Annotated in this window: 26 protein-coding genes; 15 read left to right on the forward strand and 11 right to left on the reverse strand. The window is 70.7% G+C overall.

What is annotated here, in order from left to right:
• Positions 1-123: 123 nt before the first annotated feature.
• A complete protein-coding gene (locus AC07AG_RS13520) occupies positions 124-531 on the forward strand; it encodes a DivIVA domain-containing protein (RefSeq protein ID WP_478754803.1) in 408 nt (135 codons plus the stop codon).
• The gene (locus AC07AG_RS13525; protein ID WP_478754805.1) at positions 528-1118 is read left to right on the forward strand and encodes a DNA-3-methyladenine glycosylase I; all 591 of its coding nucleotides are present in this window, start codon (positions 528-530) and stop codon (positions 1116-1118) included. Before AC07AG_RS13520 ends, AC07AG_RS13525 begins: the two co-directional genes overlap by 4 nt.
• 30 nt (positions 1119-1148) lie before the next feature.
• Here the strand turns inward: AC07AG_RS13525 and chcB are convergent, their stop codons facing one another.
• Positions 1149-1949: a 2-cyclohexenylcarbonyl CoA isomerase gene (gene chcB / locus AC07AG_RS13530; protein WP_478754807.1), complete on the reverse strand. Its 801-nt coding sequence runs from the start codon at positions 1947-1949 to the stop codon at positions 1149-1151.
• Between the two features lie 320 nt (positions 1950-2269).
• Between chcB and AC07AG_RS13535 the strand changes: the two genes are divergently transcribed.
• Positions 2270-2437, forward strand: a complete 168-nt coding sequence (locus AC07AG_RS13535; RefSeq protein WP_003966491.1) for a DUF3117 domain-containing protein — start codon at positions 2270-2272, stop codon at positions 2435-2437.
• A 128-nt stretch (positions 2438-2565) separates the two neighbouring features.
• Here the strand turns inward: AC07AG_RS13535 and AC07AG_RS13540 are convergent, their stop codons facing one another.
• Positions 2566-3264 (reverse strand): O-methyltransferase, encoded by a 699-nt coding sequence (locus AC07AG_RS13540; RefSeq protein ID WP_478755543.1) that lies wholly within the window; start codon positions 3262-3264, stop codon positions 2566-2568.
• A 153-nt stretch (positions 3265-3417) separates the two neighbouring features.
• Between AC07AG_RS13540 and sigE the strand changes: the two genes are divergently transcribed.
• The 5 genes from sigE to AC07AG_RS13565 all read left to right on the forward strand — a co-directional run bounded on the left by sigE (position 3418) and on the right by AC07AG_RS13565 (position 8676).
• Positions 3418-4185 (forward strand): RNA polymerase sigma factor SigE, encoded by a 768-nt coding sequence (sigE, locus tag AC07AG_RS13545; protein ID WP_478754809.1) that lies wholly within the window; start codon positions 3418-3420, stop codon positions 4183-4185.
• Entirely contained in the window at positions 4182-5249 is a 1068-nt protein-coding gene (locus tag AC07AG_RS13550) for an anti-sigma factor family protein (protein WP_478754810.1), read from the forward strand. The genes sigE and AC07AG_RS13550 overlap by 4 nt, the downstream gene beginning before the upstream one ends.
• A 126-nt stretch (positions 5250-5375) precedes the next feature.
• Positions 5376-7253 carry a S1C family serine protease gene (locus tag AC07AG_RS13555; protein WP_478754812.1) on the forward strand — a complete coding sequence of 626 codons (1878 nt, stop codon included), beginning with the start codon at positions 5376-5378 and terminating at the stop codon, positions 7251-7253.
• A gap of 82 nt (positions 7254-7335) precedes the next feature.
• Entirely contained in the window at positions 7336-7818 is a 483-nt protein-coding gene (locus AC07AG_RS13560) for a sec-independent translocase (RefSeq protein ID WP_478754814.1), read from the forward strand.
• Between the two features lie 186 nt (positions 7819-8004).
• Positions 8005-8676: a hypothetical protein gene (locus tag AC07AG_RS13565; protein ID WP_478754816.1), complete on the forward strand. Its 672-nt coding sequence runs from the start codon at positions 8005-8007 to the stop codon at positions 8674-8676.
• A gap of 97 nt (positions 8677-8773) precedes the next feature.
• Here the strand turns inward: AC07AG_RS13565 and AC07AG_RS13570 are convergent, their stop codons facing one another.
• The 3 genes from AC07AG_RS13570 to AC07AG_RS13580 are packed head-to-tail and all read right to left on the reverse strand — an operon-like array spanning position 8774 to position 11791.
• Entirely contained in the window at positions 8774-9907 is a 1134-nt protein-coding gene (locus AC07AG_RS13570) for an Mrp/NBP35 family ATP-binding protein (protein ID WP_478754818.1), read from the reverse strand.
• Positions 9908-9951: 44 nt separating this feature from the next.
• Positions 9952-10527 (reverse strand): DUF1003 domain-containing protein, encoded by a 576-nt coding sequence (locus tag AC07AG_RS13575; RefSeq protein ID WP_478754820.1) that lies wholly within the window; start codon positions 10525-10527, stop codon positions 9952-9954.
• Positions 10514-11791: a magnesium transporter MgtE N-terminal domain-containing protein gene (locus AC07AG_RS13580; protein ID WP_361050486.1), complete on the reverse strand. Its 1278-nt coding sequence runs from the start codon at positions 11789-11791 to the stop codon at positions 10514-10516. Before AC07AG_RS13580 ends, AC07AG_RS13575 begins: the two co-directional genes overlap by 14 nt.
• Before the next feature lie 203 nt (positions 11792-11994).
• On the opposite strand from AC07AG_RS13580, the gene AC07AG_RS13585 reads away from it, so the two are divergent.
• A complete protein-coding gene (locus AC07AG_RS13585) occupies positions 11995-12759 on the forward strand; it encodes a hypothetical protein (RefSeq protein ID WP_478755545.1) in 765 nt (254 codons plus the stop codon).
• 15 nt (positions 12760-12774) lie between these two features.
• Here AC07AG_RS13585 and AC07AG_RS13590 read toward each other — a convergent pair whose 3' ends face one another.
• Both AC07AG_RS13590 and AC07AG_RS13595 read right to left on the reverse strand, forming a co-directional pair.
• A complete protein-coding gene (locus tag AC07AG_RS13590; protein WP_478754822.1) occupies positions 12775-13287 on the reverse strand; it encodes a hypothetical protein in 513 nt (170 codons plus the stop codon).
• Between the two features lie 24 nt (positions 13288-13311).
• Positions 13312-14427, reverse strand: coding sequence for a magnesium and cobalt transport protein CorA (locus AC07AG_RS13595; protein WP_478754824.1), 1116 nt, complete (start codon positions 14425-14427; stop codon positions 13312-13314).
• A 471-nt stretch (positions 14428-14898) separates the two neighbouring features.
• On the opposite strand from AC07AG_RS13595, the gene AC07AG_RS13600 reads away from it, so the two are divergent.
• Positions 14899-15483 (forward strand): suppressor of fused domain protein, encoded by a 585-nt coding sequence (locus tag AC07AG_RS13600; protein WP_478754826.1) that lies wholly within the window; start codon positions 14899-14901, stop codon positions 15481-15483.
• A gap of 18 nt (positions 15484-15501) precedes the next feature.
• Here AC07AG_RS13600 and AC07AG_RS13605 read toward each other — a convergent pair whose 3' ends face one another.
• Positions 15502-16755, reverse strand: a complete 1254-nt coding sequence (locus AC07AG_RS13605) for an MFS transporter (protein WP_478754828.1) — start codon at positions 16753-16755, stop codon at positions 15502-15504.
• A 160-nt stretch (positions 16756-16915) separates the two neighbouring features.
• Between AC07AG_RS13605 and AC07AG_RS13610 the strand changes: the two genes are divergently transcribed.
• The 3 genes from AC07AG_RS13610 to AC07AG_RS13620 all read left to right on the forward strand — a co-directional run bounded on the left by AC07AG_RS13610 (position 16916) and on the right by AC07AG_RS13620 (position 19270).
• A complete protein-coding gene (locus tag AC07AG_RS13610; protein WP_478754830.1) occupies positions 16916-17557 on the forward strand; it encodes a DUF6758 family protein in 642 nt (213 codons plus the stop codon).
• Positions 17558-17708: 151 nt separating this feature from the next.
• Positions 17709-18575 (forward strand): PHP domain-containing protein, encoded by an 867-nt coding sequence (locus tag AC07AG_RS13615; protein ID WP_478754832.1) that lies wholly within the window; start codon positions 17709-17711, stop codon positions 18573-18575.
• A gap of 89 nt (positions 18576-18664) precedes the next feature.
• Positions 18665-19270: a MarC family protein gene (locus AC07AG_RS13620; protein ID WP_478754834.1), complete on the forward strand. Its 606-nt coding sequence runs from the start codon at positions 18665-18667 to the stop codon at positions 19268-19270.
• Between the two features lie 99 nt (positions 19271-19369).
• Here the strand turns inward: AC07AG_RS13620 and AC07AG_RS13625 are convergent, their stop codons facing one another.
• The gene (locus AC07AG_RS13625) at positions 19370-19522 is read right to left on the reverse strand and encodes a hypothetical protein (protein WP_167829028.1); all 153 of its coding nucleotides are present in this window, start codon (positions 19520-19522) and stop codon (positions 19370-19372) included.
• 211 nt (positions 19523-19733) lie between these two features.
• On the opposite strand from AC07AG_RS13625, the gene AC07AG_RS13630 reads away from it, so the two are divergent.
• Positions 19734-20633: an NYN domain-containing protein gene (locus tag AC07AG_RS13630; RefSeq protein WP_478754836.1), complete on the forward strand. Its 900-nt coding sequence runs from the start codon at positions 19734-19736 to the stop codon at positions 20631-20633.
• Positions 20634-20682: 49 nt separating this feature from the next.
• Here AC07AG_RS13630 and AC07AG_RS13635 read toward each other — a convergent pair whose 3' ends face one another.
• Together AC07AG_RS13635 and AC07AG_RS13640 are read right to left on the reverse strand one after the other, a co-directional pair.
• Positions 20683-21570 (reverse strand): alpha/beta fold hydrolase, encoded by an 888-nt coding sequence (locus AC07AG_RS13635; protein ID WP_478754838.1) that lies wholly within the window; start codon positions 21568-21570, stop codon positions 20683-20685.
• Positions 21571-22458: 888 nt separating this feature from the next.
• A complete protein-coding gene (locus tag AC07AG_RS13640) occupies positions 22459-24693 on the reverse strand; it encodes a DEAD/DEAH box helicase (protein WP_478754840.1) in 2235 nt (744 codons plus the stop codon).
• Positions 24694-25156: 463 nt separating this feature from the next.
• Between AC07AG_RS13640 and AC07AG_RS13645 the strand changes: the two genes are divergently transcribed.
• Positions 25157-25894 (forward strand): ferritin-like fold-containing protein, encoded by a 738-nt coding sequence (locus AC07AG_RS13645; protein ID WP_478754842.1) that lies wholly within the window; start codon positions 25157-25159, stop codon positions 25892-25894.
• Positions 25895-26035: the final 141 nt, after the last annotated feature.

Raw genomic sequence — 26035 nt, forward strand, 5'->3', positions numbered from 1 at the left:
CCCTGTGAACCTCCATCGTCGGTGCCGTGGTCCGGCCGCCTGCGACCTTAACTGTCACAGGCGCATGGCACGATCAGACCCTGACAGTGTGAGCACGGCAGTCGAGCGTGGGGGCCTGAAGAGATGGTCTTGTTCTTGTTCCTGGTCATCGCCCTCGTCGTGGTGGTCGGCGCGGTGACGCTGGCCGTCGTGGGCGGCGGGGAGCGCGCCGCCCTGCCCGACGTCGCGGCCGAGCGGTTCACCGACCCGCTGCCCCCCGACCGCGCCCTGCGCCGCGCGGACGTGGAGGCGCTGCGCTTCCCGCTGACCCTGCGGGGCTATCGCATGGCGGACGTGGACGACGCCCTCGGCCGTGTCGCCGCCGAACTGGCCGAGCGCGACGCCCACATCGCGGAGCTGGAGGCGGCGCTCGCCGGCGCCCAGGCCACCGCGGTCGGCGGGCCCGGCCTCCTCAAGAAGCACGCCCCGGCGACGATGACCCAGGACCAGGACACCCCGAAGGACGCGGTCGAAGAGGAGAACGGCCAGTGAGCGGCGACGCGGTGGCGGGCCCGGACGGCAGACTGCGCTGCCCCTGGGGCCTCTCGACCGAGGACTACGTGACGTACCACGACGAGGAGTGGGGCCGCCCGGTCCACGGGGACGACGCGCTGTACGAAAGGCTCTGCCTGGAGGCCTTCCAGTCGGGCCTCTCCTGGATCACGATCCTGCGCCGCCGCGAGGGGTTCCGCGCCGCCTTCGCCGGTTTCCGGATCGACGAGGTCGCGCGGTTCACCGACGCCGACCGGGAGCGGCTCCTCGCCGACCCCGGCATCATCCGCAACCGCGCCAAGGTCGACGCGACCCTCGCCAACGCGCGCGTGCTCGCCGGCTGGGCCGAAGGCGATCTCGACGAGCTCATCTGGTCGCACGCGCCGGACCCGGCCTCCCGCAAGGCCCCGAGCGTGCTGGCCGACGTACCGGCGATCACGCCCGAGTCCACGGCCCTGTCCAAGGACCTGAAGAAGCGCGGCATCCGATTCGTCGGCCCCACCACGGCGTACGCCCTGATGCAGGCCTGCGGCCTGGTGAACGACCACCTGGAGGACTGCGTGATCCGCGTCCCCCAGGACCGCTAGACACCTCTGGGCGTCGGCCGTGCGCCGGTCCTAACGGCCGAGGTACTTGGGCTTCGCCTTGTCCAGGAACGCCTGGACGGCGATCGCGTGGTCCTCGGACGCGCCCGCCTTCGCCTGGAGTTCGTCCTCCTTCTCCAGGGACTCCTCCAGGGTGTGGCCCGCCGCGTAGGCGAGGGACTCCTTGAGGGCCCCGTAGGCGAGCGTCGGGCCCTCGGCCAGGGTGCGGGCAAGCTTCAGGGCCTCGGCGGCCAACTCGGCCTCGGGGACGACCTTGTTGGCGATGCCCAGGTCGTACGCCTCCTGGGCGCCGATGTTGCGCGGGAAGAGCAGCAGATCGGCGGCGCGGCCCGGACCGATCACGCGCTGCAGCGTCCAGGAGACGCCCGAGTCGGCGGTCAGCGCGACCCCCGCGAAGGACGTGTTGAAACGTGCGGTGTCCGCGACGATCCGGTAGTCCGCGGCGAGCGCGAAGCCGAGGCCCGCACCGGCCGCGACGCCGTTGACGCCCGCGACGACCGGCTTGGCCATCCCGGTCAGCGCGCGCAGGACGGGGTTGTAGTGCTCCCGCACCGTGCTCATCGTCTGTCCGGTGCCCGCCGCGCGGTCCGCCATGAGAGAACCCACGTGTTCTTTCAGGTCCTGCCCCACACAGAAGGCGCGTCCGGTCGCGGTGAGCAGGACGGCGCGGACCGCGGGGTCCGACTCGGCCGACCGCACCGCCTCCCGCAGAGCGACCTTGGCCTCGATGTTCATCGCGTTCATCGCCTCGGGGCGGTTGAGCGTGATGGTCGCGAGCCCGTCGCTCACCTCGTAGAGCACGGTGTCGGCCATGGTGAATCCCCTCCAGTGGTCCTGCGCCGGTCATCTTTGTCCGAGCCCAGCATGACGGAGATCATCGGGCTCCGACATGAGGGGAGATATGTGACCTGCGTCAAAGAATTCCTGGCCCCGGAGGCGTAAGAGGCGGCGCAGTATCGCAGCCACATCGCCGAATTGAGTGGTTTTGCGGGCGCGCGTTGCGCAAGCGATGCAGACCGATGTTGGTCATCGGGTCCTGCCATGCGGGATAATGGCCTGGAAGCAATATGTTCGATGCCGGTGACACCTGGGTTGTCGGCTGCGATGAGCTGGTTTCAGGAAGGGGAACGAGCATGGCGGCCATGAAGCCGCGGACGGGCGACGGCCCGCTCGAGGTGACCAAGGAGGGGCGGGGCATCGTCATGCGCGTTCCGCTCGAAGGCGGCGGACGACTTGTCGTCGAACTGACTCCGGACGAGGCCGATGCACTCGGCGACGCCCTGAAGAAGGTCGTCGGCTGACGCGGAAGCGCCCACACTTTTTCACTGCCCCGGCATCGTAACGACGTGCCGGGGCAGTGCTATGTCCGGGGTTCGATGCTGCCCCGAAGGGGCGCCCGCGGACAGACGCTGCTCAACCCGCGGAGCGATCAGCGCTTCACGGCGCAGAGCAGGCCGTCGCCCACCGGGAGCAGCGCAGGCATCAGGTCCTGGCTCTCGCGCACGGTGCGCAGGAGCTCGCGGATGCGCAGCACTTCGGCGGGCTGCGGACCGGAGTCCACCGTCCGGCCGTCGGAGAAGGCGCCCTCGAAGCAGACGAGCCCGCCGGGGCGCAGCAGGCGCAACGATTCAGCGAGGTAGTCCAGGTACTCCGTGCGGTCGCCGTCACAGAACACGAGGTCGTAACCGCCGTCGGCGAGCCGCGGCAGTACGTCGAGTGCGCGGCCGGGGATGAACCGCGCGCGGTTGCCGGCGAATCCGGCGGCGCGGAAGGCCTCCCGCGCGAACTGCTGGCGGTCGGGCTCGGGGTCGACGGTGGTCAGGACGCCGTCGGGCCGCATGCCGTGCAGCAGGTGGAGCCCGGACACGCCCGTGCCCGTCCCGATCTCGGCGACGGCCTTGGCGTCCGCCGTGGCGGCCAGCATGCGCAGCGCGGCGCCGGTACCGGGAGACACCGAGGGCAGCCCTGCTTCCTGGGCCCGGTCACGGGCCCAGCGCGCTGCCTCGTCCTCGGCGACAAAGGCGTCGGCGAACGCCCAGCTCGTCTGCCGGTTGCCGGTAATGGCCCTCTCCTGTCCCCGTGGTTGCCTGGCCGTGACTGTATCCGTAAGGGGTGGGAACCCGCAGATGGGACCGGGCGTTTAGTAGGGGTAGGCGGACGTCGGGGGTAACGAATGGATCAAGAATGGCTGCGGGCCCTGCGACCAGGCAGGACAGCTGGCAGGAAGCCCGTACCAAATTCCAGTAAAAACGCTTATCCGGAGCTAACGGGCGAGGTGGTTATGGTAGGGGCTCCACTGGACACCACCAGAGCCGACAGGGGAGGTGCGGCTGCGTCCGCAGGCAGGGGACGAGCGCTGAGGCGCCTTCTCAGGCTGGCGGGTGAGCCGAAATCCGTGACCGACACCGCTGACCGAATCCACACCGCCAGCTCCGCTCAGACCGCGACCTTTGCCGCTGATGCGGAATCGCAGGCGTGGACTCCCCCCACCTGGGAGGAGATCGTCAGCACGCACAGCGGACGGGTCTATCGCCTGGCGTACCGCCTGACCGGCAATCAGCACGACGCCGAGGACCTCACGCAAGAGGTCTTCGTCCGTGTCTTCCGGTCCCTGTCGACCTACACCCCCGGCACGTTCGAGGGCTGGCTGCACCGCATCACCACGAACCTCTTCCTGGACATGGTGCGTCGCAAGCAGCGCATCCGCTTCGACGCCCTCGGCGACGACGCGGCCGAGCGCCTCCCCAGCCGTGAGCCCTCGCCGCAGCAGGTCTTCAACGACACGCACTTCGACGCGGACGTGCAGCAGGCGCTCGACACCCTCGCTCCCGAGTTCCGTGCCGCAGTGGTCCTGTGCGACATCGAGGGCCTCTCGTACGAGGAGATCGCCGCCACCCTGGGCGTCAAGCTGGGCACGGTCCGCAGCCGTATCCACCGTGGCCGCTCGCAGCTGCGCAAGGCCCTTCAGCACCGGTCGCCCGAAGCCCGCGCCGAGCGCCGCTCGCTCGCAGGAGCCGTGGCGCTGGGAGGAGGGGGCGCGACCGCGTGAGTGGATCACGGTCGAATCCTGCCGAGCGGCATCTGGCCGAGCAGCATCTGGGGGACCGACTCGCCGCCCTGGTGGACGGTGAGTTGGGCCATGACGCGCGTGAGCGAGTCCTCGCTCATCTCGCGACCTGTCCGAAGTGCAAGACCGAGGCCGACTCGCAGCGGCGGCTCAAGAGTGTTTTCGCGGAGGTGGCACCGCCACCCCCGTCCGAGAGTTTCCTGGCGCGCCTTCAAGGCCTTCCCGGCGGAGGCAGCGAGCCTCCCTCCGGTCCCAGGCACCCTGGAAGCGGAGGCTTCGCCACCGCGGACACGGACTCAGGGCTGCCCCCCACCGGAATCTTCGGCGTAAAGCCGGAGACCTTCGGCTATGCGCCCTCGGGCAGCCATGCCGCCGTACTGCCCAGCTCGGGGCGCGGTTTCCGCATCCATGACGTCAGCCGGCACGACGTCGGCCGTCACGAGGCCGAGCGGTCGATGTGGCGCGGGCGGCGGTTCGCCTTCGCCGCCGCCGGTGCGGTGTCGCTGGCCGCGATAGCGCTGGGCGGTGTCACGGCGGGCATGCCCGCCGACCCGGGTGAGCCGCGAGCGGGCTCGGGCAGCAGCAACAGCTCGGGCAAGAGCACCGGCAACAACACCGGCAACAGCAATGCGTCGCCGCAGCGTTCGCCGGGCGCGGGTGCCACCGCGGCTCCCGACTCCGTCCGTCGCCGTGGCAGCAATCCGCTGTCCGTGCAGGGTCAGCGTCCCGGGGTCCTCGCGGCGCCGGTCGCGCCGACCCAGGCGACCGGGCCCCTGCTGCCCGGGGTGCCTGTGCGGGGTCCTCGCGTCCAGCAGCCCGAGCCCGTGTCCGCCAGGCACGAGGTCACGGCGCCGATGCTGACGGGCGCGGCGATCATGTCCCCTCTGATACGTCCGGTCTCTCCCGTGACACCGGGCGGCGCTTCTCCTGCTGCCGCCGTGCCGAATCTGGGCGGCGTTGCTTCGGGTGGCGGGGCGGATCCGACGCACACCGCGGCGGCCTCGCCCATAGAGGGCACACTGCAGGGCACTTCGCAGATCCGCTGACGTGCTCTGCGCTTCGGCGCGGGAACCTGGTTGAATCCTCGGTGGGCCGTGCCTGCCCGAGGCTTGTGGCGGGCGCGGAGTTGAGCACGTGATCGGCGTCCGCCGTAGGCCAGGTGTGGGGAGAGCATGGACGAGGGCAAGCCCACAAAGGCGAAGTGGTGGAGCCGCCCCAGGTCGGCGTCCGCGCCTGACGGAACGGGAGCGGAGCGGGGCGGCCCCGACGGAGAGATAGGCACCACCGGGGACGAGGCGACGGCCACCGCCGGGCGAGCGGAGGACGCGTCCGGCGACTTCACCCTGGCCGCGGCGACCCCACCAAGCCCCGAGCCCACGCAGGCGCCGGCGTCCGAGCCGCGTCCCGACCCGACGGCGGCTTCTGTCTTCGCGCCGGGCTCTGATCTGCCGTCTGGTTCTGGTGGCCTTGCTCCGGGTGAATACGCTTCGGGTATTCCCGCCCAGGCAGGCGCCCCCGCCGACCGCCCCCGCCCACTGCACGACCCCGATCCTTACAGCACCCCGCCCTACGGTGAGCCCGGCCCCTGGGCCCCTGCCCCGCCCGTACAGCACCCGGCGGCGACCCCCGCGCACGGCACGCAGCTCCCGGCGGCGGGCCACAGCGGAACCCCGCCCCACGGAACCCCCGGTCCCGCCCCGGCCCCGGCCCACGGCGCCACCCCGCCGCACGGAACCCCGCACCCCACGCCCCCACAGGGCGTCACCCCGCAGCCGCAAACCCACCCGGCCCCGCAGCAGGCCCACCACCAGCCCCACCCGCAGACTCAGCAACCCCACCCCCACCCCCAAGCCGCAGCCCCTCCCCGCCGCCCCTACGACCCCTGGAACGCCCCCCTCCAGCAGAGCGGTGCCGTTCCCGTCGATGAGGCGAAGCAGAAGAAGCGGGCGCGGCGGATCATTCTGGTCGGGATCGCCGTCATCGCCCTCGTGGCCGGTGGCATCGGCGGTGCCCTCGGGGCCTATCTCGAGCGGAACGCCGGCGTCTCGGACATCGAGCTGTCGCAGTCGGACGCCCAGGACAAGGTGCGGGCCAAGGACAGCGTCGCCGGGATCGCGGCGAGCTCGCTGCCCGGCGTCGTGACCCTCCACGTCAGCGGCGACGACGCGCAGGGCACCGGCACCGGCTTCGTGCTCGACGGCAAGGGCCACATCCTCACCAACAACCACGTGGTCGAGCCCGCGGGGACCGGCGGCGCGATATCGGTGACCTTCAGCGGCGGCGAGACCGCCAAGGCGGAGGTCATAGGACGCGACTCCGGGTACGACCTCGCCGTGGTCAAGGTCTCCGGGGTGCGCGGGCTCAAGCCGCTGCCCCTCGGCAACTCCGAGAACGTCCAGGTGGGCGACCCCGTAGTGGCCATCGGCGCCCCGTTCGACCTGGAGAACACCGTCACCTCCGGCATCATCAGCGCCAAGGAGCGCCCCATCACCGCCGGCGGCGAGAAGGGCGACGGCAGCGACATCAGCTACGTCGACGCGCTCCAGACCGACGCACCCATCAACCCCGGCAACTCCGGTGGCCCGCTGATGGACGCCGACGCCCGCGTCATCGGCATCAACAGCGCCATCCGCTCCGCCGACGACAGCTCGGCACCCGGTGGCGGCCAGGCGGGTTCCATCGGCCTCGGCTTCGCCATCCCCATCAACCAGGGCAAGCGGGTCGCCGAAGAGCTGATCAACACCGGCAAGGCCACGCACCCTGTGATTGGCGTCACGCTCGACATGGAGTACACGGGCGACGGCGCCCGCGTCGGCGACAAGGGCAAGGACGGCGGCCCCGCCGTGAACGAAGGCGGACCGGGTGATCGCGCCGGAATCAAGCCGGGCGACGTCATCACCGAAGTGGACGGCCAGCGCATCCACTCCGGGGACGAGCTCATCGTCAAGATTCGCGCCCATCGCCCGAAGGACAGCCTCGAATTGACGGTCCAGCGCGCGGGAAAGGACCGGAAAGTGACGCTCGTGCTCGGTGCGTCGGGCGGAAGCTGATCCACGTCTGTCGCCCAGCGGCTACCGGACGGACAGGAACGCCGGGTACCGTGGACCCGGTCCGGATGGCAAGGAGCTCAAGGTGTTCTCAGACATTGGCCCGCTCGAGGTAGTGGCGCTGATCATCCTCGCCGTGCTCGTTTTCGGCCCGGACAAGCTGCCCAAGCTCATTCAGGACGCGACGCGGACCATCCGTAAGATCCGGGAATTCTCGGACAGCGCCAAGGCGGATATCCGCAGTGAACTGGGCCCGGAATTCAAGGACTTCGAGTTCGAGGACCTGAATCCGAAGACCTTCATCCGCAAGCAGCTCGACAACGACGAGCTCGGCCTGAAGGAAATCCGGAACGGCTTCGACCTCAAGAAGGAGATGGCCGAGGTCACGGACGCCGTGCACGGGCGGGAGAGTGAATCCTCCGACGGCGCGACCGGCACGGACAGCGCTTCCGAAGCGGCCGGCGGCCGTATCGACATGGCCAAGAAAGACGGCCGTATCGACATGGACAAGAAGCCCGAGAAGGCCGCTCCCCTCGACCATCCGCCGTTCGACGCGGACGCCACCTGACCTCCTGAGAGGCACCCGCGGTACGCCCCTGAGCGCGCCCCCGGTCACTCCCTTCGAGACACCCGACCGCCTACCGGTGTCCCAGCTTCCGGAACGGGTGTGGCTATCCTGCCTTGTTGTCCGGCTGAGGACGCCCGAGGGGGGCGGGCCCTGCGGACCGATGAGAACGAGGAGGCGGCCGGGTACATGGAGACGACAAGTCGCGTAGGCGCACAGGCGCCGGCCGCGGACGGCACCGCACAAGCGATGCCCTCCGCCCGGCGCACGGTCGACAGCTATCTGCTGGCGCCCTTCCCCTGGTACGGCCTCGACGAGGCCTTCACCGGGGAGCGCTGGCTGATGCAGGTCGGCACCGCCGCGGACGGCGCGGTGGAGCACGGCTCCATCGGGCACGGCGATGAGCCGTCGGTCCGCAGCGACGGGCCCTTCGGAAACAGCGACAAGGAGCGCTTCGCGGTCGTGGTGACCGTCGCGGCCAACCCGGTGCGGCGCAGCCCGGACGGCACGGGCCTCCTGGAGGCGACGTCGGTGTCGTCGGCGGCCTGGCTCGCCGGAGTGGGGCTGCTGTCCTTCACCTGGCCGAACCAGATGGACCACAGCCTGCGTGACGACTGGCTGGACCAGCAGACCGAGACGGCCTGGGTCCTCGCGGACGACCTCCAGGGCGAGGACTGGTCGACGCTCTCGCTCCCGGTGGACGGGGTGCCCACCTCGTTCCACTACCGCGAGTCCGAGTTCGGCTGGGTGCTGGCCGGGTCCACCAAGGACGGCGTGCCCCTGGGCGCCTACGGGCGCGGCATGAGCGCGTACGGCCTGGGCTTCTCGGTGGTCAAGGACATCCACGAGTACGCGGCCTAGAGCCTCGGGCACACGCACACACGCACACACCCGCATACGCCGATGGGGGCGCCGCTCATGACGAGCGGCGCCCCCATCGGCGTATGGCGGGGAGGACTCAGAACTTGTTGCGCGGGGTGATTCCCAGGGTCATGCCCGCCAGGCCGCGCTGGCGGCCGCCCAGCTTGCCCGCGATGGTGCGCAGCGCGGAGCCCGCGGGGGAGTCCGGGTCCGAGAGGACCACCGGCTTGCCCTCGTCGCCGCCCTCGCGCAGGCGGACGTCGATCGGGATGGAGCCGAGGACCGGGACATTGGCGCCCGTGGTCTTCGTGAGGCCCTCGGCGACGCGCTGGCCGCCGCCCGTGCCGAAGACGTCGACCATCTCGCCGCAGTGCGGGCAGGGAAGCCCTGCCATGTTCTCGACGACGCCGACGATCTTCTGGTGGGTCTGCACCGCGATGGAGCCCGCGCGTTCGGCGACCTCGGCCGCCGCCTGCTGGGGCGTCGTCACGACGAGGATCTCCGCGTTCGGGACCAGCTGGGCCACGGAGATGGCGATGTCGCCGGTGCCCGGGGGCAGGTCGAGGAGCAGGACGTCCAGGTCGCCCCAGAACACGTCCGCGAGGAACTGCTGGAGGGCGCGGTGGAGCATCGGGCCGCGCCACACGACCGGGGCGTTGCCCGGGGTGAACATGCCGATCGAGATGACCTTCACGCCGTGCGCCGACGGCGGCATGATCATGTCCTCGACCTGGGTGGGCTTGCCGTCGGCGCCCAGCATCCGGGGCACGGAGTGGCCGTAGATGTCCGCGTCCACGACGCCGACCTTCAGGCCGTCCGCCGCCATCGCGGCCGCGAGGTTCACCGTCACCGACGACTTGCCGACGCCGCCCTTGCCGGACGCGACGGCGTAGACACGGGTCAGCGAGCCGGGCTTGGCGAAGGGGACCTCGCGCTCGGCGGTGCCGCCGCGCAACGCGCTCGCCAGCTCCTTGCGCTGCTCGTCGCTCATCACGTCGAGGGTGACGTCGACGCGCGTGACGCCCTCGACGGCGGCGACCGCGTCGGTCACGTTCTTCGTGATGGTCTCGCGCATCGGGCACCCGGAGACCGTGAGGTACACGGTGACCGCCACCGCCCCATCAGGGGAGATGTCTACCGATTTGACCATCCCCAACTCGGTGATCGGTCGGTGGATCTCGGGGTCGTTCACCGTCGCCAGTGCTTCACGCACCGCGTCTTCCGTAGCCATACGTCCGATAGTACGGCGCGGTAACCCTGCCCCGGAAAGGGCCGTCAACGGTCGCCTACATCACGCCCGCCGCCTTCCTCCGCGGGGAATACGACGCGCTTGCCCCTGCGCTGCTCCTCCAGCTCCTTGACCAGGTCCTGGAGCTCGGAACGGATCCAGTCGCGGGTGGCCACCTCGCCGAGGCCCATGCGCAGCGAGGCGATCTCGCGGCTCAGATATTCGGTGTCCGCGATGGACCGCTCGTTCTGTTTGCGGTCCTGTTCGAGGTTGACCCGGTCCCGGTCGTCCTGCCGGTTCTGCGCGAGCAGGATCAGGGGCGCCGCGTAGGACGCCTGGAGGGACAGCGCGAGGGTCAGGAACAGGAACGGGAACGGGTCGAAGCGCAGCGCCTCGGGGGCCCAGACGTTCCAGCCGACCCACACGATGATGGTGATCGTCATCCAGACGATGAACCGCCCCGTGCCCAGGAACCGCGCGATCCGCTCCGAGAGCCGCCCGAACGCCTCCGGGTCGTACTCCGGCAGGAGCTTGCGTCGCGGCGGCCGCGGCTGGTCGAGCCGGAAGCGGGGCGCGGTCCGCGGCTCGACGCGGCTGTCCCGCTCCCGGTCAGCCGGCGGCATGGCGCACTCCCTCCTCCTGGTGGAACTCGGTCTCGCGCCAGTCGTCCGGCAGCATGTGGTCGAGCACGTCGTCGACCGTGACCGCGCCGAGCAGCGAGCCGCCCTCGTCGACGACGGGGGCCGCCACCATGTCGTACGTCGCGAAGAACCCGGCGACCTGCGGCAGCGCGGTCTGCGGCAGGAGCGTCTGCAGGTCGTCGTCGAGGATCGAGCTGACCAGTGTGTACGGCGGATCGCGCAGGAGGCGCTGGAAGTGCACGGTGCCCAGGTACTTGCCCGTCGGCGTCTCGTCCGGCGGGCGGCACACGTAGACCTGTGCGGCGAGCGCGGGGGAGAGGTCCTGCTGGCGCACCCGGGCGAGGGCGTCGGCGACCGTCGCGTCGGGCCTCAGCACGATCGGCTCGGTCGTCATCAGACCGCCGGCGGTGCGCTCCTCGTACGCCATCAGGCGCCGCACGTCGGCGGCGTCGTCCGGCTGCATCAGGGTGAGCAGCCGCTCCTTGTCGTCCTCGGGCAGCTCGGCGAGCAGGTCGGCGGCGTCGTCCGGGTCCATCGCCTCCAGGACGTCGGCGGCGCGCTCCTCCTTGAGCTTGCCGAGGATCTCGATCTGGTCGTCCTCGGGGAGCTCTTCGAGGACGTCGGCGAGCCGGTCGTCGTCGAGCGCGGCGGCCACCTCGGCCCGCCGCTTGGGGGAGAGGTGATGCAGGACGTTGGCGAGGTCGGCGGGGCGCAGCTGTTCGAAGGTGGCGAGCAGGCTCTCCGCGCCCTGACCGTGTTCCTCCAGGGAGAACCCGTCGACGGCCGACCACTCGACGGTGAGCGTCTCGCCCTTGCGCCGGAAGGTGCCCGCCTTCCCCTTGCGTACGAAGACCCGGTCGATCTCCCAGTCGCGGCGGGCCGGAAGCTGCTGCACCGCCACGTCGAGGACGGTCACCTCCTCGTCCGTCTCGACGAGCCTGACCCGCCGGTCGAGCATCTCGCCGAGCACCAGCCGCTCGGTGGGGCGCTGCTCGAAGCGGCGCACGTTCAGTACGCCGGTCGTGATGACCTGGCCCGTCTCGATGCCCGTCACGCGGGTCATCGGCAAGAAGATGCGGCGCCGCGTGGACAGCTCGACGACGAGGCCCAGGAGCCGGGGCGGCCTGCGCTGCACCCGGAGCATCGCCACCAGGTCGCGCACCCGGCCGACCTGGTCGCCGTTCGGGTCGAAGACGGCGGTGCCGGCCAGATGCGAGACGAAGACCCGGGAGGCGGTTGCCGCCATCGCACGCGCCTCCCTCGCTCGTAGCTTTTTGCGCCGTTCTGTCGGGCAATGCGGGCTTCAGGCTAGCCCGTCCCGGTCGGATACGCCCCGGCGGAGCGTCCGGCCACACTGGCGCCGATCCAACTGGTCAGCACGGGTACGCTGCCGTACTGCCGTAGCCGTAGCCGTCGTCCCCACGAGAGGCAGCGCCCCCTGTGTCCGAGATTTCCCTGGTCCGCCGTACCCGCAGGACAGCAGTCGTGAGCGCGGTGTGCGCGGGTCTCGTCATCGGGGTCACCGGTCTCACCGGGTGCAGCAGCGAGGAGGACCCGGACGCGGGCACGAACGGCATGGGAAAACTCTCCGCCGCGAAGATCCAGAGCAAGTCCCGCGCGGCGGCCGACTCGGCGACCGCGGTGCGGCTCTCGGGCACCCTGGTCAGCAAGGGCCACACGTACAAGCTCGACATGCGCCTGAAGGACGACGGCGGCACGGGCTCCGTCACCTCGAAGGGGGAGACCTTCCAGCTGTTGCGCGTCGGCAAGCAGCTCTTCCTGAAGGCCGACTCCGCCTTCTGGACCCACGAGGACGCCAAGGGCGAACAGAAGCCCGGCAAGGCGGACGGCGCGGCCGCCGCCAAGCTCGACGGCAAGTACGTCAAGGTCCCCCAGGAAGACGCGTCCTACCAGCAGCTGAGCGGCTTCACGGACAAGGATGTCCTCCTGGCGGGCATGCTCACGCTGCACGGCGAGCTGGCCACCGGCGACCGCGGTACCACGTCCGGCAACCCCACCATCGAGATCACCGGCGACAAGGGCGCGGGCGGCACCCTGGACGTCTCCCTCAAGGGCAAGCCCTACCCGCTCAGCCTGGAGCGCGCGGGCGACGCGGGCACGCTCCGGCTCAGCGACTGGGGCAGGGACTTCCCGCTCAGCGAGCCGGACAAGGACGAGATGGTGGACTACGGCGAGCAGCTTCCCGAGTCCTGAGGGCGCGCGGACGCGCTAGCCGCGCCGCTTCTTGCGCTTGAACAGCAGCCGGGGCAGCGCATCGGGCACCGGCTGCCGGGTGGTCGCCCCGGTCGGCAGGGGCGGGGCCGCCAGGGAGCCGTCGGGCAGGTCGGTGATCGTCTCCTGCGGGGTGAGCCGGACGACCCGGCACTCGTCAGCCCAGCGCTGCGGCATCCGCTCGCCGTCGGGCGCGTTGAGGCGCTTGCCCTTGAGCTCGGCGACGGCCGCCTCCCACGCCTCGGAGCGCGGCGCGAGCTCGGTCACCAGCGCCGTCCAGGCGATGAGCCTGCCGCCCTTGTCCTTGCTGCGTACGGTCACTTCGGCGGTGCCGCCGTCGACGAGACCCGGCAGCGGCTGCTCGCCGGGGCCGTCACCGATGAGGTGCGCCGCGCCCTCGTGCCATACGTGCCACAGGGCACGGGCCGGTTCTTCGCCGCGCACCCAGATGAGGCCCGACTTCTTGGTGGCCTCCTCGACGAGGGCCTGGGCGAGCAGCGTTTCTGTCATGCGCGCAGCCTACCGAGTGGGGTGCTAGAGCCAGCCGTTGCGCTTCAGGGTGCGGTGGATGGTCCAGCAGGCACCGGCGATGAGGCCGAGCACCATCGGGTAGCCGAACCGCCAGTGCAGCTCGGGCATGTGGTCGAAGTTCATGCCGTAGACACCGCAGACCGCCGTCGGCACGGCGATGATCGCCGCCCAGGAGGTGATCTTGCGCATGTCCTCGTTCTGCGCGACCGCGGCCTGCGCGAGGTTGGCCTGGAGGATCGAGTTGAGGAGTTCGTCGAAGCCGACGACCTGCTCCTGGACGCGGGCCAGGTGGTCGGCGACGTCACGGAAGTACTTCTGGATGTCCGGGTCGACGAGCCGCATCGGCCGCTCGCTCAGGAGCAGCATGGGCCGAAGCAGCGGCGACACGGCCCGCTTGAACTCCAGGACCTCACGCTTCAGCTGATAGATCCGCCCGGCGTCGACACCGCGAGAGGTGCCTTTGCCCGGCGCCGAGAACACCTCGGTCTCGACGTCGTCGATGTCGTCCTGCATGGCGTCGGCGACCGCGAGATAGCCGTCGACGACGTGGTCCGCGATGGTGTGCAGGACGGCGGACGGGCCCTTGGCGAGCAGCTCGGGCTCCTCCTGGAGCCTGCGCCGCAGGGCGCGCAGCGAGCCGTGGCCGCCGTGCCGCACGGTGATGAAGAAGTCCCGCCCGGTGAAGCACATCACCTCGCCGGTCTCCACGATCTCGCTGGTCGCGGTGAGTTCGGCGTGCTCGACGTAGTGGATGGTCTTGAAGACGGTGAAGAGCGTGTCGTCGTAGCGCTCCAGCTTGGGCCGCTGGTGCGCGTGCACCGCGTCCTCGACGGCGAGGGGGTGCAGCCCGAACTCGGCGGCGATACCGGCGAATTCGGACTCGGTCGGCTCGTGCAGACCGATCCAGGCGAAGCCGCCGTCACGGCGCACCTGGAGCATCGCCTCGTGCGGCGTGAGCGTGTCGTCGCAGGCCGCGCGGCGGCCGTCGCGGTAGACGGCGCAGTCGACGACGGCGGAGGCGGCGGTGGGGTCGCGCGTGGTGTCGTACGAGCTGTAGGCGCTGCCGTCCTTGCGGAGCGAGGGGCGGACGGCGGCGCGGAGGTCACGGATCATCGACATGGGCAGGCTCCTTTGACGGAGGCCGCCGGCGGCGGGTGGAACTACCCGGAATGGGGACGTCCTGCTGAGGATGTTTGGCACGTCCACAAAGCGGGGAGCACCGCACCATCGCGGTGGCAGCTTCGCTACTGACTCAGATCAAAGAACTCAGAGAGATCAGGTGGAAACGAAGTGCTCTTCCGTCGCACGCGAGCACGGGGAGTACAGGCGCGCAGTGGCAGCTACAGAGCTGCGTGAGGTGTCAGACGGAAGAACGGGTGGTACTGCACGGTCGACTTCGATCCATGGCAGCCCCACCTCCTCCGGCCGGTCCCCCGTAGGGGAGTCCCAAGCGCGTAGCGCGCGAAGTCATCTGCCCCGGGCTTGAAAGCGCGCTCTGCGTGCTGCCCGGAACCAGCGGCCAACACTATCAGCCGACTGAAGTGTCAAGCCCCGCCTTTACCCGCCACTGACGAGTTCTATGCTCGCGGCATGGCTGATGTTCTTGCTCTGGTCGAAGCCCGTCTCCGCACTGGCCTCGGTGAACCCGACGCCCGCGCCGCGGTGACCTTCCTCGGCACCGACCGCGTAGAAGTGCTGCGCTTCACGGACGGGGACGTGGTCAGGTACGCCACGCTCGGTATGGCGGCCCAGCCGATGGCCGACCCCACCGCCCCGCTGGCCGACCCCGTCAAGGGCCCGCGCGCGGAGCTGATCCTCTCCGTGCGGGGCGGTGTCGCCGACACGGACAAGGTGCTGCGACCCTTGGCCGTCCTTGCCGCTTCGCCGCAGGTCGAGGGCCTGATCGTGGCGCCCGGTGCCTCGCTCGACGTGGGTGAACCGCTGTGGCCCGGCGCGCAGTTCACATCGGTCCTTGTCGCGGAGCCGGGCGGTCTTGTGGAGGACCTGGAGCTCGACGAGCCGATGGAGCCCGTACGTTTCCTTCCGCTGCTGCCCATGACGCCGAACGAGGGCGCGTGGAAGCGGGTGCACGGCGCGCAGGCACTCCAGGAGCGCTGGCTGAACAGCGGAACGGACCTGCGCGATCCGCTGCGCAAGTCCGTGTCCCTGGACTGAATCCCCGTACGGAAGAACTCAGTTGGCGAAGACGGTGACGCCGTCCTCCGTCGCGTGCTTCGGCTCGAGCTCCTCGGCCTCGTGGGTGAGGGCGTCCTTGCGGACCCAGACCACGACCGCGCCGAGCGCCGCCGTGACGGCCGCGACCACGAACGGGATGTGGATGTTGCTCCACTCCTCGATCTTCGGCGCGAAGAACGGCGCAGCGGCGGCGGCGAACCACCGGACGAAGTTGTAACCGGCGCTGGCCACCGGCCGCGGCGCGTCCGATACGCCGAGCGCGAGCTCGGTGTAGACGGTGTTGTTCACGCCGATGAAGGCGCCGGACAGGATCGTGCAGACGATGGCCGTGGTGTGGTCGCCGTACCCGAGCACCAGCACGTCCACCGCGAGCAGCACCAGCGAACCGCCGAGCACCTTCAGCGAGCCGAACCGCGCCTGCAGCCGCGGGGCCACGAGCACCGAGAAGACCGCGAGCAGCAGACCCCAGGCGAAGAAGATCGCACCCGACTTGTACGGGGTCATGTTCAGCACGAACGGCGTGAAGGCCAGGACCGTGAAGAACGTGTAGTTGTAGAAGAACGCGGAGGCGGCGGCGGAGGCGAGACCGCCGTGTCCAAGGGCCTTGATCGGGGCGAGCAGTGACGTCTTCTGCGCGGGCTTCGGCTGCTCCTTGAGGAACGCCGTGATGCAGAGGAACCCGACCGCCATCAAGGCCGCCGTGCCGAAGAACGGGTAGCGCCAGCTCGCGTTGCCGAGCACCGCGCCGAGCAGCGGCCCGCACGCCATGCCGAGGCCGAGCGCCGACTCGTAAAGAAGGATCGCGGCGGCGCTGCCGCCGGCCGCGGCGCCCACGATGACCGCGAGGGCGGTCGACACGAAGAGCGCGTTGCCAAGGCCCCATCCCGCGCGGAACCCGACGAGCTCGCCGACCGAACCCGAGGTGCCGGCGAGCCCCGCGAAGACCACGACGAGCGCGAGCCCGAGGAGCAGGGTCTTCTTGCCGCCGATCCGGCTGGAGACGAACCCGGTCACCAGCATCGCGACGGCGGTGATCAGGAAGTACGAGGTGAAGAGCAGGGAGACCTGACTGGCGGACGCGTCCAGGCCCTTGGCGATGGAGGGGAGGATCGGGTCGACGAGCCCGATGCCCATGAAGGCGACGACGGACGCGCCCGCGGTGGCCCAGACGGCCTTCGGCTGACGCAGAAGACTGGTCGCTCCCTCGTCGAACGGATCCCCTTCCGCGGGGCCTCCTGTGCTGCTTGTCATGCCTGCTCCTTAGCGGCTCACGTCGAGATCGTTGACGTATACACATATTAGTTAGCCAACCTAAAAGATGCAAGCTACATCTAGTTTTGCCTGGTGACAGCGCCACCGGACGGGTGATCGTCCTTGACGGAGCGACGACCGGGGAGGACCGTTGGGCGCTATGAGGGGCGAACCCAGTTGCCCGAAGTGTGGTGGCCGGGTCAGGGCTCCCGGTCTCTTTGCCGACTCCTGGCAGTGCGATGTGCACGGGACGGTGCATCCGCTGCAACCTGTGATCCCGCCCAGCGTCGAGGCCCTCCAGGTCGTGGTGCACCGCGCGCAGGTGCCGGTCTGGATGCCGTGGCCGCTGCCGGTCGGCTGGCTCTTCACGGGCGTGGCCTGCGCGGGGGACGACCGCAGCGGCGGCCGTGCGACCGCTGTGGCCTGCTCGGGTCCCGCGCCGCTCGGCGGCATCGGTGAGCTGGTGCTCGTCGCCGAGGAGCTCGGCGTCGGCCTCGGCGCGCGGTACGCGGGCATCGACGGCCCGGACCCCGGCCCGTATCTGAACGTCGAGAAGCCGCCGCAGGCCAAGCTGCTCGCGGCCGGGCGGCCGACCCCGATGTGGCATGTGGCGGGCACGCCTGACGACCGCGCGGTCTTCGCGGGCGAGGCGCGCGGCCTGTGGCTGTGGGCGATCGCGTGGCCGGAGCAGTCTGGCCTTTTGATGTACGACGAGCTGGTGCTCACCGATCTGCGGGACGCGGGGGCCGAGGTGGATCTGCTGCCGTGCGGGGCGCTTTCGCCGCGGATCCTGATGCCGTGAGGGCGGATCCCGCCGCCGTCGTGAGGTGAGGGGTGTCTCCTTCGCGACGGCCGGGGGAGCGTTCGCGTCCCGTTATCCTTGAGCTTCCCCCTCGTGACGGTCCTTCGTGGACCTGTCCGTGTCCGTCCCGTCAGAGCCTGGAGTACGCGTCGTGCGCATCGACCTGCACACCCACTCCACCGCTTCGGACGGCACGGACACCCCGGCGCAGCTGGTGCGGGGCGCTGCCGCCGCAGGGCTCGACGTCGTCGCGCTCACGGACCACGACACCACCCGCGGGTACGCGGAGGCCGTCGCGGCCCTGCCCGCAGGCCTCACCCTCGTCACCGGCGCCGAACTCTCCTGCCGCCTCGACGGCGTGGGCCTGCACATGCTGGCCTACCTCTTCGACCCCGAGGAGCCGGAGCTCGCCCGCGAGCGCGAGCTCGTGCGCGACGACCGGGTGCCCCGCGCGCAGACGATGGTCGGCAAGCTCCAGGAGCTCGGCGTCCCGGTCACCTGGGAGCAGGTCGCGCGCATCGCGGGCGACGGCTCGGTGGGCCGCCCGCACATCGCCGAGGCCTTGGTCGAACTGGGCGTCGTGCCCACCGTCTCGGACGCCTTCACGCCGGACTGGCTCGCCGACGGCGGCCGTGCGTACGCGCAGAAGCACGAACTGGACCCCTTCGACGCGATCCGCCTGGTCAAGGCAGCGGGCGGCGTCACCGTCTTCGCGCACCCGGCGGCCGTCAAGCGCGGACAGGTCGTGCCCGAGTCGGCCATCGCGGAGCTGGCCGCGGCCGGTCTCGACGGCGTCGAGGCCGACCACATGGACCACGACCCGGTCACCCGCACCCGGCTGCACGGCCTCGCCGCGGACCTCGGCCTGCTGGCCACGGGGTCGAGCGACTACCACGGCAGCCGCAAGACCTGCGTGCTCGGGGAGTTCACCACCGACCCCGAGATCTACGGCGAGATCACGCGCCGGGCGACCGGGGCGTTCCCGGTGCCGGGCGCGGGCGGACGCCCCGCCGCGTAGCGCGGCCGCACCCCGCACCCCGCACCTCTCCACCTTTTCCGCCGCCACCCGCGCGGCACTTTCGTACGACTCACTGCAAGGCCATCACTGTGTTCGACGTCGCCGTCTTCGGATCCCTCTTTCTCACCCTTTTTGTGATCATGGACCCTCCCGGGATCACGCCGATCTTCCTCGGACTCACCTCCGGCCGCCCCGCCAAGGTGCAGAAGAAGATGGCCTTCCAGGCCGTGTGCGTCGCCTTCGGCGTCATCGCGGTCTTCGGGCTCCTGGGCCATCAGATCCTCGACTACCTGCATGTCTCCGTCCCCGCGCTGATGATCGCGGGCGGGCTGCTGCTCCTGCTGATCGCGCTCGACCTGCTCACCGGCAAGTCGGACGAGCCGACCCAGACCAAGGACGTCAACGTCGCCCTGGTGCCGCTCGGCATGCCGCTGCTCGCGGGGCCCGGCGCGATCGTCTCCGTCATCCTGGCCGTCCAGGACGCCGACAGCGTCGGCACGCAGATCTCGGTGTGGGCGGCGATCGTGGCGATGCACGTCGTGCTGTGGCTCGTGATGCGTTACTCGCTGCTGATCATCCGGGTCATCAAGGACGGCGGCGTGGTCCTGGTGACGCGGCTCGCGGGGATGATGCTCTCCGCGATCGCGGTGCAGCAGATCATCAACGGCGTGACGCAGGTGATCAACGGCGGCTAGGCGCCGCTGACGGTCGGGGGGAGCCAGGGCCTCCGGGCATGCCAAGGGCCCCGTACCAAAGGTGTACGGGGCCCTTCAACCTGTGCATCAACCTGTGCGTTACGAGGCCGGGGATTCGGCCGGTCGGATATAGATGCGCTGGCCGATCGCTGCGGCCTGCTGCACGATCCGATTGACGGAGGCGGCGTCTACGACGGTCCGGTCCACGGCGGCGCCGTCGACGTCGTCGAGTCGCATGATTTCGAAGCGCATATGGCTTCTCCCTTCGTCTGGTCATCCTCCTGAAGGAGAACTACTGGAGTTGCGGTCCCCCGGGACAGCTGTGTCCGGCGTTCCATATGGGTACAACGAGTTGCCCCCAGCAAACATTCCCTACGCTAAGGAAATTTTTCGACAGACTAATTACCCACGAGTAGCGAGACCGGTTGTGTTCGCTGCGTGACCAACGGGACAATGGGCCCCAATGAACGACGAGATCGACATCAGCGCCCAGCTGGAGCGCGCCAACGGACTCCTCGAGCGCGTGCTCGCCGAGGTGGCGAAGACACCGTCCACACACGCGATCTTCGTCGATGCCGGATATGTGTACGCGGCTGCGGGACGCCTCGCGGTCGGCACGGAGGACCGGCGGGCCTTCGACCTGGACGCGGAGGGCCTGATCGAGGCCTTCATCGACAAGGCGCGCACGATCTTCGCGGACAGCCGTCTGCTGCGCGTCTACTGGTACGACGGTGCGCGGCGCCGCATCCACACCGTGGAGCAGCAGTCGATCGCGGAGCTCCCCGACGTCAAGGTCCGCCTGGGCAACCTCAACGCGAACAATCAGCAGAAGGGCGTGGACTCCCTCATCCGGACGGATCTGGAGTCACTGGCCCGGCACCGCGCCATCAGCGACGCGGCCCTGATCGGGGGCGACGAGGACCTGGTCTCGGCGGTGGAGGCGGCGCAGGGGTACGGCGCGCGGGTGCACCTGTGGGGCATCGAGGCGTCCGAGGGTGGACGCAATCAGGCGGAGCCGCTGCTGTGGGAGGTCGACAGTCAGCGCACGTTCGACCTGGACTTCTTCAAGCCGTACGTGTCCCGGCGCGCCGCCACGGCGACGTACGAGGCGGCGGGCACGCCCCGGCCCTCGCGCGAGGACGTCCGCTTCGTGGGCGCGCAGATCGCCGCGAAGTGGCTGGCCGAGCGGGGGCGCGCGGCGCTGGTCGACCTGCTGCCAGGGCATCCCTATCTGCCGGGGTCGGTGGACCAGGAGCTCCTGGTGGAGGCCGAGAAGCTGCTGGCGTACTCGCTGCGGGGGCAGTCGGACCTGCGGCGGGCGTTGCGGGACGGGTTCTGGGAGAACCTGCAGACGCGGTATTAGCGGTATTAGCGCGGTATTGGTGGTATTGGCGATATCAGCAGCAGCAGTATTAGTCGCTGCGAGTTGTCGTCGTTTCCCTGGTCCTGTCGTCGTTCACCTGGTCCCAGAAGGCGATGAGGGCGGCGGCTGTCTCCGTCGGCCGGTCGGTGTTGGGGGAGTGCTCGGCGCCGGTGACGACCGTGCGGTGGGCGTGCAGCCGGTCCGCCATGTCGCCGAGCCAGGTGATGGGCCAGGTGTCGTCGCGCTCGCCGGAGATGACGTGCTTGCGCAGCGGGAGGGCGTCGAGCTCCGCGACGCGGTCGGGCTCGGCGCAGAGCTGCTTGCCGGTGGCGATGAGCTGGGCGGGGCTGTGCCGCAGCCAGCGCGCGCGCAGGGCCGCACCGTCGATGTCGGTGTTCTCAGGGGGGTCGAGGGCCTGCATGGCCGCCCATACCTCGGCCATGGAGAGCGTGGCGAGCGCGTCGGTCAGCATCTTGGCGCGGTCCTGCTGCGAGGGCGAGACGGCGGCGGGGCCGGAGGACATGAGGGTGAGCGAGGCGAAGGTGCCAGCGGGGGCGCTGAGGGTGGCGGCGCGGGCGATGAGGCCGCCGAGGGAGTGGCCGAGAAGGTGTGGGGTGCCGCCGACGGCTTCGGTCTGGGCGAGGACGTCCTGGGCCAACTCGGCCTGGGCGTAAGGGGATTCGTCGTTCGCCGGGCCCTGGGTCTCGTACTGCCCTCGGCCGTCGACGGAGACCGCGCGGTACCCGGCATCTGCGATGGGCTTGAGCAGGGCGATGAAGTCCTCCTTGCTCCCGGTGAATCCGGGGAGCAGGAGGACGGTGCCCTTGGCCTGGCCGGCCGGGGGGCGGGCGTCGAGGGCGGCGAAGTCGCCACGGGCCGTCTTGAGGCGGTGGGCGTCGACGCCGGGGGGTGGGGTGAAGGTCGGGGGCCTGCTCATGCCCTTGAGGCTAGCGGCCTTCGCGGGGCGGTGCCGGGGGCGGGGCTTTCCGGCTCGGGGGTCTCGGGCGGGGTCTCAGGCCGCCGGTGGCTGCGGGGGCCTTTCCCGCGCTTCGCGCGGATCCTTCCCAGGGGGAGCTGGGTGGGGGCTGGTCGCCGGGGCGCCCTGCGGGAACGGGCCCGGCGCTTCGCGCCGGATCTTGCCCACCCGCCCGCCCGCCCGGTGCTCCGTAGTGGGGTGGGGGTGGGTGGGGGTTGGCTACCGGTGTCGCGCGATCAGCCGTCCCGATGTCCCGGCGCTTCGCGCCGGATTACCCCCACCCGCCCGTCCGTTGCTCCGTAGTGGGGTGGGGGTGGGTGGGGGCTGGTCACTGGTGTCGCGCGATCAGACGTCCCGACGCTTCGCGCCGGATCTTCCCCACCCGCCCGCCCGTTGCTCCGCAGTGGGGTTGGGGTGAGTGAGGGCTGGCCACTGGTGTCGCGCGATCAGCCGTCCCGATGTCCCGGCGCTTCGCGCCGGGTTGCCCCCGCCTGCCTGCCCGTTGCTTCGCGCGGATCTTCCCCGCCCGCCCGTGCCCTGCGGGGATTTGTCCCGCCCACCCGCCCATTGCCCTGCGCTGGTTCCCCCCCCGCCCGCTCATCCGATCACGCTGTGGCTGCGGGGCAACCGGGTGGGTGGGCGGGAAAGATTCGGCGCGGAGCGCCGGGTTGGGGCTGTTGGGGGTGCCCCGTTGCTGCGGGGTGATCGGGTGGGTGGGCGGGAGAGGCCCGGTCCGCGGGAGGCGTCCTCAACTGGGCGGTAGTGAAAGGGAGTTGAAGGGGGGGTACGCCGAAGGCCCGGCCTCCCCGTGAGGGGGGCCGGGCCTTCGGTTCAGAACTCGGCGGAGCTTCAGCTCTCCGGCGCTTCGGCCGGCGCAGCCACCTTGCGGGCCCTGCGGCGCGGCTTGGTGACGGCGGCCTCCTCGGCGGCGGCGACCGGAGCCTCCGCAGCCTTGCGCGTGCGGCGACGCGGCTTGGTCTCCTCCGTCGGCTGAGCGGGAATCCCGGCCTCGACGGTCTCGACCACGGCTTCGGCTGCCTTGCGCGTGCGCCGTGCCCGCGGCTTGGTGGCCGGAGCTTCCGCCTCGACCGCTTCCGCGACCGCGGTCTCGACGACCGGCTCGGCCGCCTTGCGGGTGCGGCGGCGCGGCTTGGCTGCGGGCGCCTCTGCCTCGACGGCCTCGACCGTGTCGACCACGGCCTCCGCTGCCTTGCGGGTGCGCCGTGCCCGCGGCTTCGTGGCCGGAGCCTCTGCCTCGGGTGCCTCCGTGACAGCGGCGGTCTCGACGACCGGCTCGGCCGCCTTGCGGGTGCGGCGGCGGGGCTTGGTGGCCGGGGCTTCCGTCGTTTCCACGGCTTCGACCGTGTCGACGACAGCTTCGGCTGCCTTGCGCGTGCGCCGTGCCCGCGGCTTCGTGGCCGGAGCCTCCGCCTCGACCGCTTCCGCGACCGCGGTCTCGACGACCGGCTCGGCCGCCTTGCGGGTGCGGCGGCGCGGCTTCGTCGCGGGGGCCTCCGCCGTCTCCACGGCCTCAACCGTCTCTACCACGGCCTCCGCGGCCTCCGAGGCGCTCCGCGTCCGGCGACGGCGGCGCGGCGTACGCGGCTCCGTCAGCTCGGCCTCGGGGGCGGACACGGCGGCAGGGGCAGCGGCAGCGGCAGCCGCAGGCGCGGCCTCGGCCACTGCCAGGGCCGGAGCCGGAGTCTCCAGCGGCGTACCCGAACGCGTGCGGCGACGCCGACGCGGCGTACGCGCCTCACGAGGCTCGCGCTCCGGCTCGGCAGCCGGACCACGGTTGTTACGGTCACGGCCGCCGTCACGGCCGCCGTCACGGCCGCCATCACGGCCACCGTCACGACCGCGGTCCCGCCCGCGCGAGCCACCCTTGCCGCCCGTCTCGCCGAGGTCTTCGATCTCCTCGGCGCGGAGCCCGGCACGGGTCCGCTCGGCGCGCGGCAGGACACCCTTCGTGCCCGCCGGGATGTTCAGCTCCTCGTACAGGTGAGGAGAGCTGGAGTACGTCTCGACCGGGTCGCTGAAGTCGAGGTTCAGCGCCTTGTTGATCAGCTGCCAGCGCGGGATGTCGTCCCAGTCGACCAGCGTGATCGCGATGCCCTTTGCACCCGCGCGGCCCGTACGGCCGATGCGGTGCAGGTAGGTCTTCTCGTCCTCGGGGGACTGGTAGTTGATGACGTGCGTGACGCCACCGACGTCGATGCCGCGCGCGGCGACGTCCGTGCAGACGAGCACGTCCACCTTGCCGTTGCGGAACGCGCGCAGCGCCTGCTCACGGGCGCCCTGGCCGAGGTCGCCGTGCACGGCGCCCGATGCGAAGCCGCGCTTCTCGAGCTGCTCGGCGATGTCGGCGGCGGTCCGCTTCGTACGGCAGAAGATCATCGCGAGTCCGCGGCCGTCGGCCTGCAGGATGCGCGAGACCATCTCGGGCTTGTCCATGTTGTGCGCGCGGTACACGTGCTGCTTCGTGTTCGCGACGGTCTGGCCCTCGTCGTCCGGCGCGGTGGCGCGGATGTGCGTGGGCTGCGACATGTAGCGACGGGCCAGGCCGATGACCGCGCCCGGCATGGTCGCCGAGAACAGCATCGTCTGACGCTTCGGCGGCAGCATGTTGATGATCCGCTCGACGTCGGGCAGGAAGCCCAGGTCGAGCATCTCGTCGGCCTCGTCGAGGACCAGGCACTTGATGTGCTTGAGGTTGAGCTTCTTCTGGCCCGCGAGGTCGAGCAGACGACCCGGCGTGCCGACGACGATGTCGATGCCCTTCTTGAGGGCCTCGACCTGCGGCTCGTAGGCACGGCCGCCGTATATGGCGAGGACGCGTACGTTCCGCGCCTTGCCGGCGGTCAGGAGGTCGTTCGTGACCTGCTGGCAGAGCTCGCGGGTGGGGACGACGATGAGCGCCTGCGGGGCGTCGGTCAGCTGCTCGGGCTTGGCCCGGCCGGCCTCGACGTCCGCGGGGACGGTGACGTGCTCCAGGAGCGGGAGTCCGAAGCCGAGCGTCTTGCCGGTGCCGGTCTTGGCCTGGCCGATGACGTCGGAGCCGGAGAGCGCTACGGGCAGCGTCATCTCTTGGATGGGAAAGGGGCTGATGATGCCGACGGCCTCAAGGGCCTCGGCCGTCTCGGGGAGAATTCCGAGATCGCGGAAAGTCGTAGTCAGGGCATTGCCTCTTCTGTGAGACGCGGCGCGAGGCGAACGCTGGGGGTCGTGACCGTGCCACTACCGCCGGCTGCTTGGGGGGCGGGGCCGGGGGCGCGGGACCACTGCCTGCGCTCGAGCGCTCGTACCGCTGAGGTTCCCTCCTCATGCCGTCCGCACTGTGCGGGCCGCCTGGAGGGCTGTCGGGTCGGAGCCGATCGGGCCTCCGACCGGGCATCCTCATTCGTACGGCCCGACGAATATTCGGCGGGCGCATTACCACTGTACCCCGGAATCTCGCAGCCGTGTCTGGCGAATTGGTCACGTAGTCGTCGTCACAGTCACTGACCAGGCCCTTACACGTTGCTGCGAGCGGGCTATTGTGCGGTTTATGGAGACGCCTGACACCGCCGCTGACACACCTGCCGAACCCACCGGAATCGCCGCCCAGGACTGGAAGACCGCCGCCGCCGATCCGCACTACCGCGCCGCGGTCGTGGACCTGCTCGGAGCGCTCGCCTACGGAGAGCTCGCGGCGTTCGAGCGGCTCGCGGAGGACGCGAAGCTGGCGCCGACGCTCGGCGACAAGGCGGAGCTGGCGAAGATGGCGTCGGCCGAGTTCCACCACTTCGAGCAGTTGCGGGACCGGCTCTCGGAGATCGGCGCGGATGCCACCGAGGCGATGGAGCCCTTCGTGGAGGCCCTCGACGGCTTCCACCGGCAGACGGCGCCGTCCGACTGGCTCGAGGGTCTCGTCAAGGCGTACGTGGGTGACTCGATCGCCAGTGACTTCTACCGCGAGGTCGCGGCCCGGCTCGACGGCGACACCCGTCGTCTCGTCCTCGGCGTGCTCGACGACACGGGACACGCGAGCTTCGCCGTGGAGAAGGTGCGCGCCGCGATCGACGCGGACCCGCGCGTGGGTGGGCGGCTCGCGCTGTGGGCCCGTCGCCTGATGGGCGAGGCGCTCTCGCAGTCGCAGCGGGTGGTCGCCGACCGGGACGCGTTGTCGACCATGCTGGTCGGGGGCGTCGCCGATGGGTTCGACCTTGCCGAGGTCGGGCGGATGTTCTCTCGGATCACTGAGGCGCACACGAAGCGGATGGCTGCGTTGGGCCTCGCGGCCTAGCGTTGGCGCTCTGCTGGGGTTGACGGTTCTTCTGCGGGGCCGCTGTGGCTGGTCGCGCCGTTCCCCGCGCCCCTTGCGGGGCTGGGCGGTCGTCTACCCCTGCGGGTGCGTTGTGGTTGCTCGCGCCGTTCCCCGCGCCCC

It is taken from the genome of Streptomyces sp. NPDC044044 (assembly GCF_056434405.1).

Coding starts and splice junctions, on each gene's coding strand:
- AC07AG_RS13595 (WP_478754824.1), bottom strand. CDS start 14,427: ATGTCGATGATCCGTGACCTCCGCGCCGCCGTCCGCCCCTCGCTCCGC.
- AC07AG_RS13605 (WP_478754828.1), bottom strand. CDS start 16,755: ATGACAAGCAGCACAGGAGGCCCCGCGGAAGGGGATCCGTTCGACGAG.
- AC07AG_RS13570 (WP_478754818.1), bottom strand. CDS start 9,907: ATGGCTACGGAAGACGCGGTGCGTGAAGCACTGGCGACGGTGAACGAC.
- AC07AG_RS13640 (WP_478754840.1), bottom strand. CDS start 24,693: ATGACGCTGCCCGTAGCGCTCTCCGGCTCCGACGTCATCGGCCAGGCC.
- AC07AG_RS13575 (WP_478754820.1), bottom strand. CDS start 10,527: ATGCCGCCGGCTGACCGGGAGCGGGACAGCCGCGTCGAGCCGCGGACC.
- AC07AG_RS13520 (WP_478754803.1), top strand. CDS start 124: ATGGTCTTGTTCTTGTTCCTGGTCATCGCCCTCGTCGTGGTGGTCGGC.
- AC07AG_RS13645 (WP_478754842.1), top strand. CDS start 25,157: ATGGAGACGCCTGACACCGCCGCTGACACACCTGCCGAACCCACCGGA.
- AC07AG_RS13600 (WP_478754826.1), top strand. CDS start 14,899: ATGGCTGATGTTCTTGCTCTGGTCGAAGCCCGTCTCCGCACTGGCCTC.
- AC07AG_RS13555 (WP_478754812.1), top strand. CDS start 5,376: ATGGACGAGGGCAAGCCCACAAAGGCGAAGTGGTGGAGCCGCCCCAGG.
- sigE (WP_478754809.1), top strand. CDS start 3,418: ATGGTAGGGGCTCCACTGGACACCACCAGAGCCGACAGGGGAGGTGCG.
- AC07AG_RS13635 (WP_478754838.1), bottom strand. CDS start 21,570: ATGAGCAGGCCCCCGACCTTCACCCCACCCCCCGGCGTCGACGCCCAC.
- AC07AG_RS13535 (WP_003966491.1), top strand. CDS start 2,270: ATGGCGGCCATGAAGCCGCGGACGGGCGACGGCCCGCTCGAGGTGACC.
- AC07AG_RS13610 (WP_478754830.1), top strand. CDS start 16,916: ATGAGGGGCGAACCCAGTTGCCCGAAGTGTGGTGGCCGGGTCAGGGCT.
- AC07AG_RS13590 (WP_478754822.1), bottom strand. CDS start 13,287: ATGACAGAAACGCTGCTCGCCCAGGCCCTCGTCGAGGAGGCCACCAAG.
- AC07AG_RS13625 (WP_167829028.1), bottom strand. CDS start 19,522: ATGCGCTTCGAAATCATGCGACTCGACGACGTCGACGGCGCCGCCGTG.
- AC07AG_RS13580 (WP_361050486.1), bottom strand. CDS start 11,791: ATGGCGGCAACCGCCTCCCGGGTCTTCGTCTCGCATCTGGCCGGCACC.
- chcB (WP_478754807.1), bottom strand. CDS start 1,949: ATGGCCGACACCGTGCTCTACGAGGTGAGCGACGGGCTCGCGACCATC.
- AC07AG_RS13630 (WP_478754836.1), top strand. CDS start 19,734: ATGAACGACGAGATCGACATCAGCGCCCAGCTGGAGCGCGCCAACGGA.
- AC07AG_RS13565 (WP_478754816.1), top strand. CDS start 8,005: ATGGAGACGACAAGTCGCGTAGGCGCACAGGCGCCGGCCGCGGACGGC.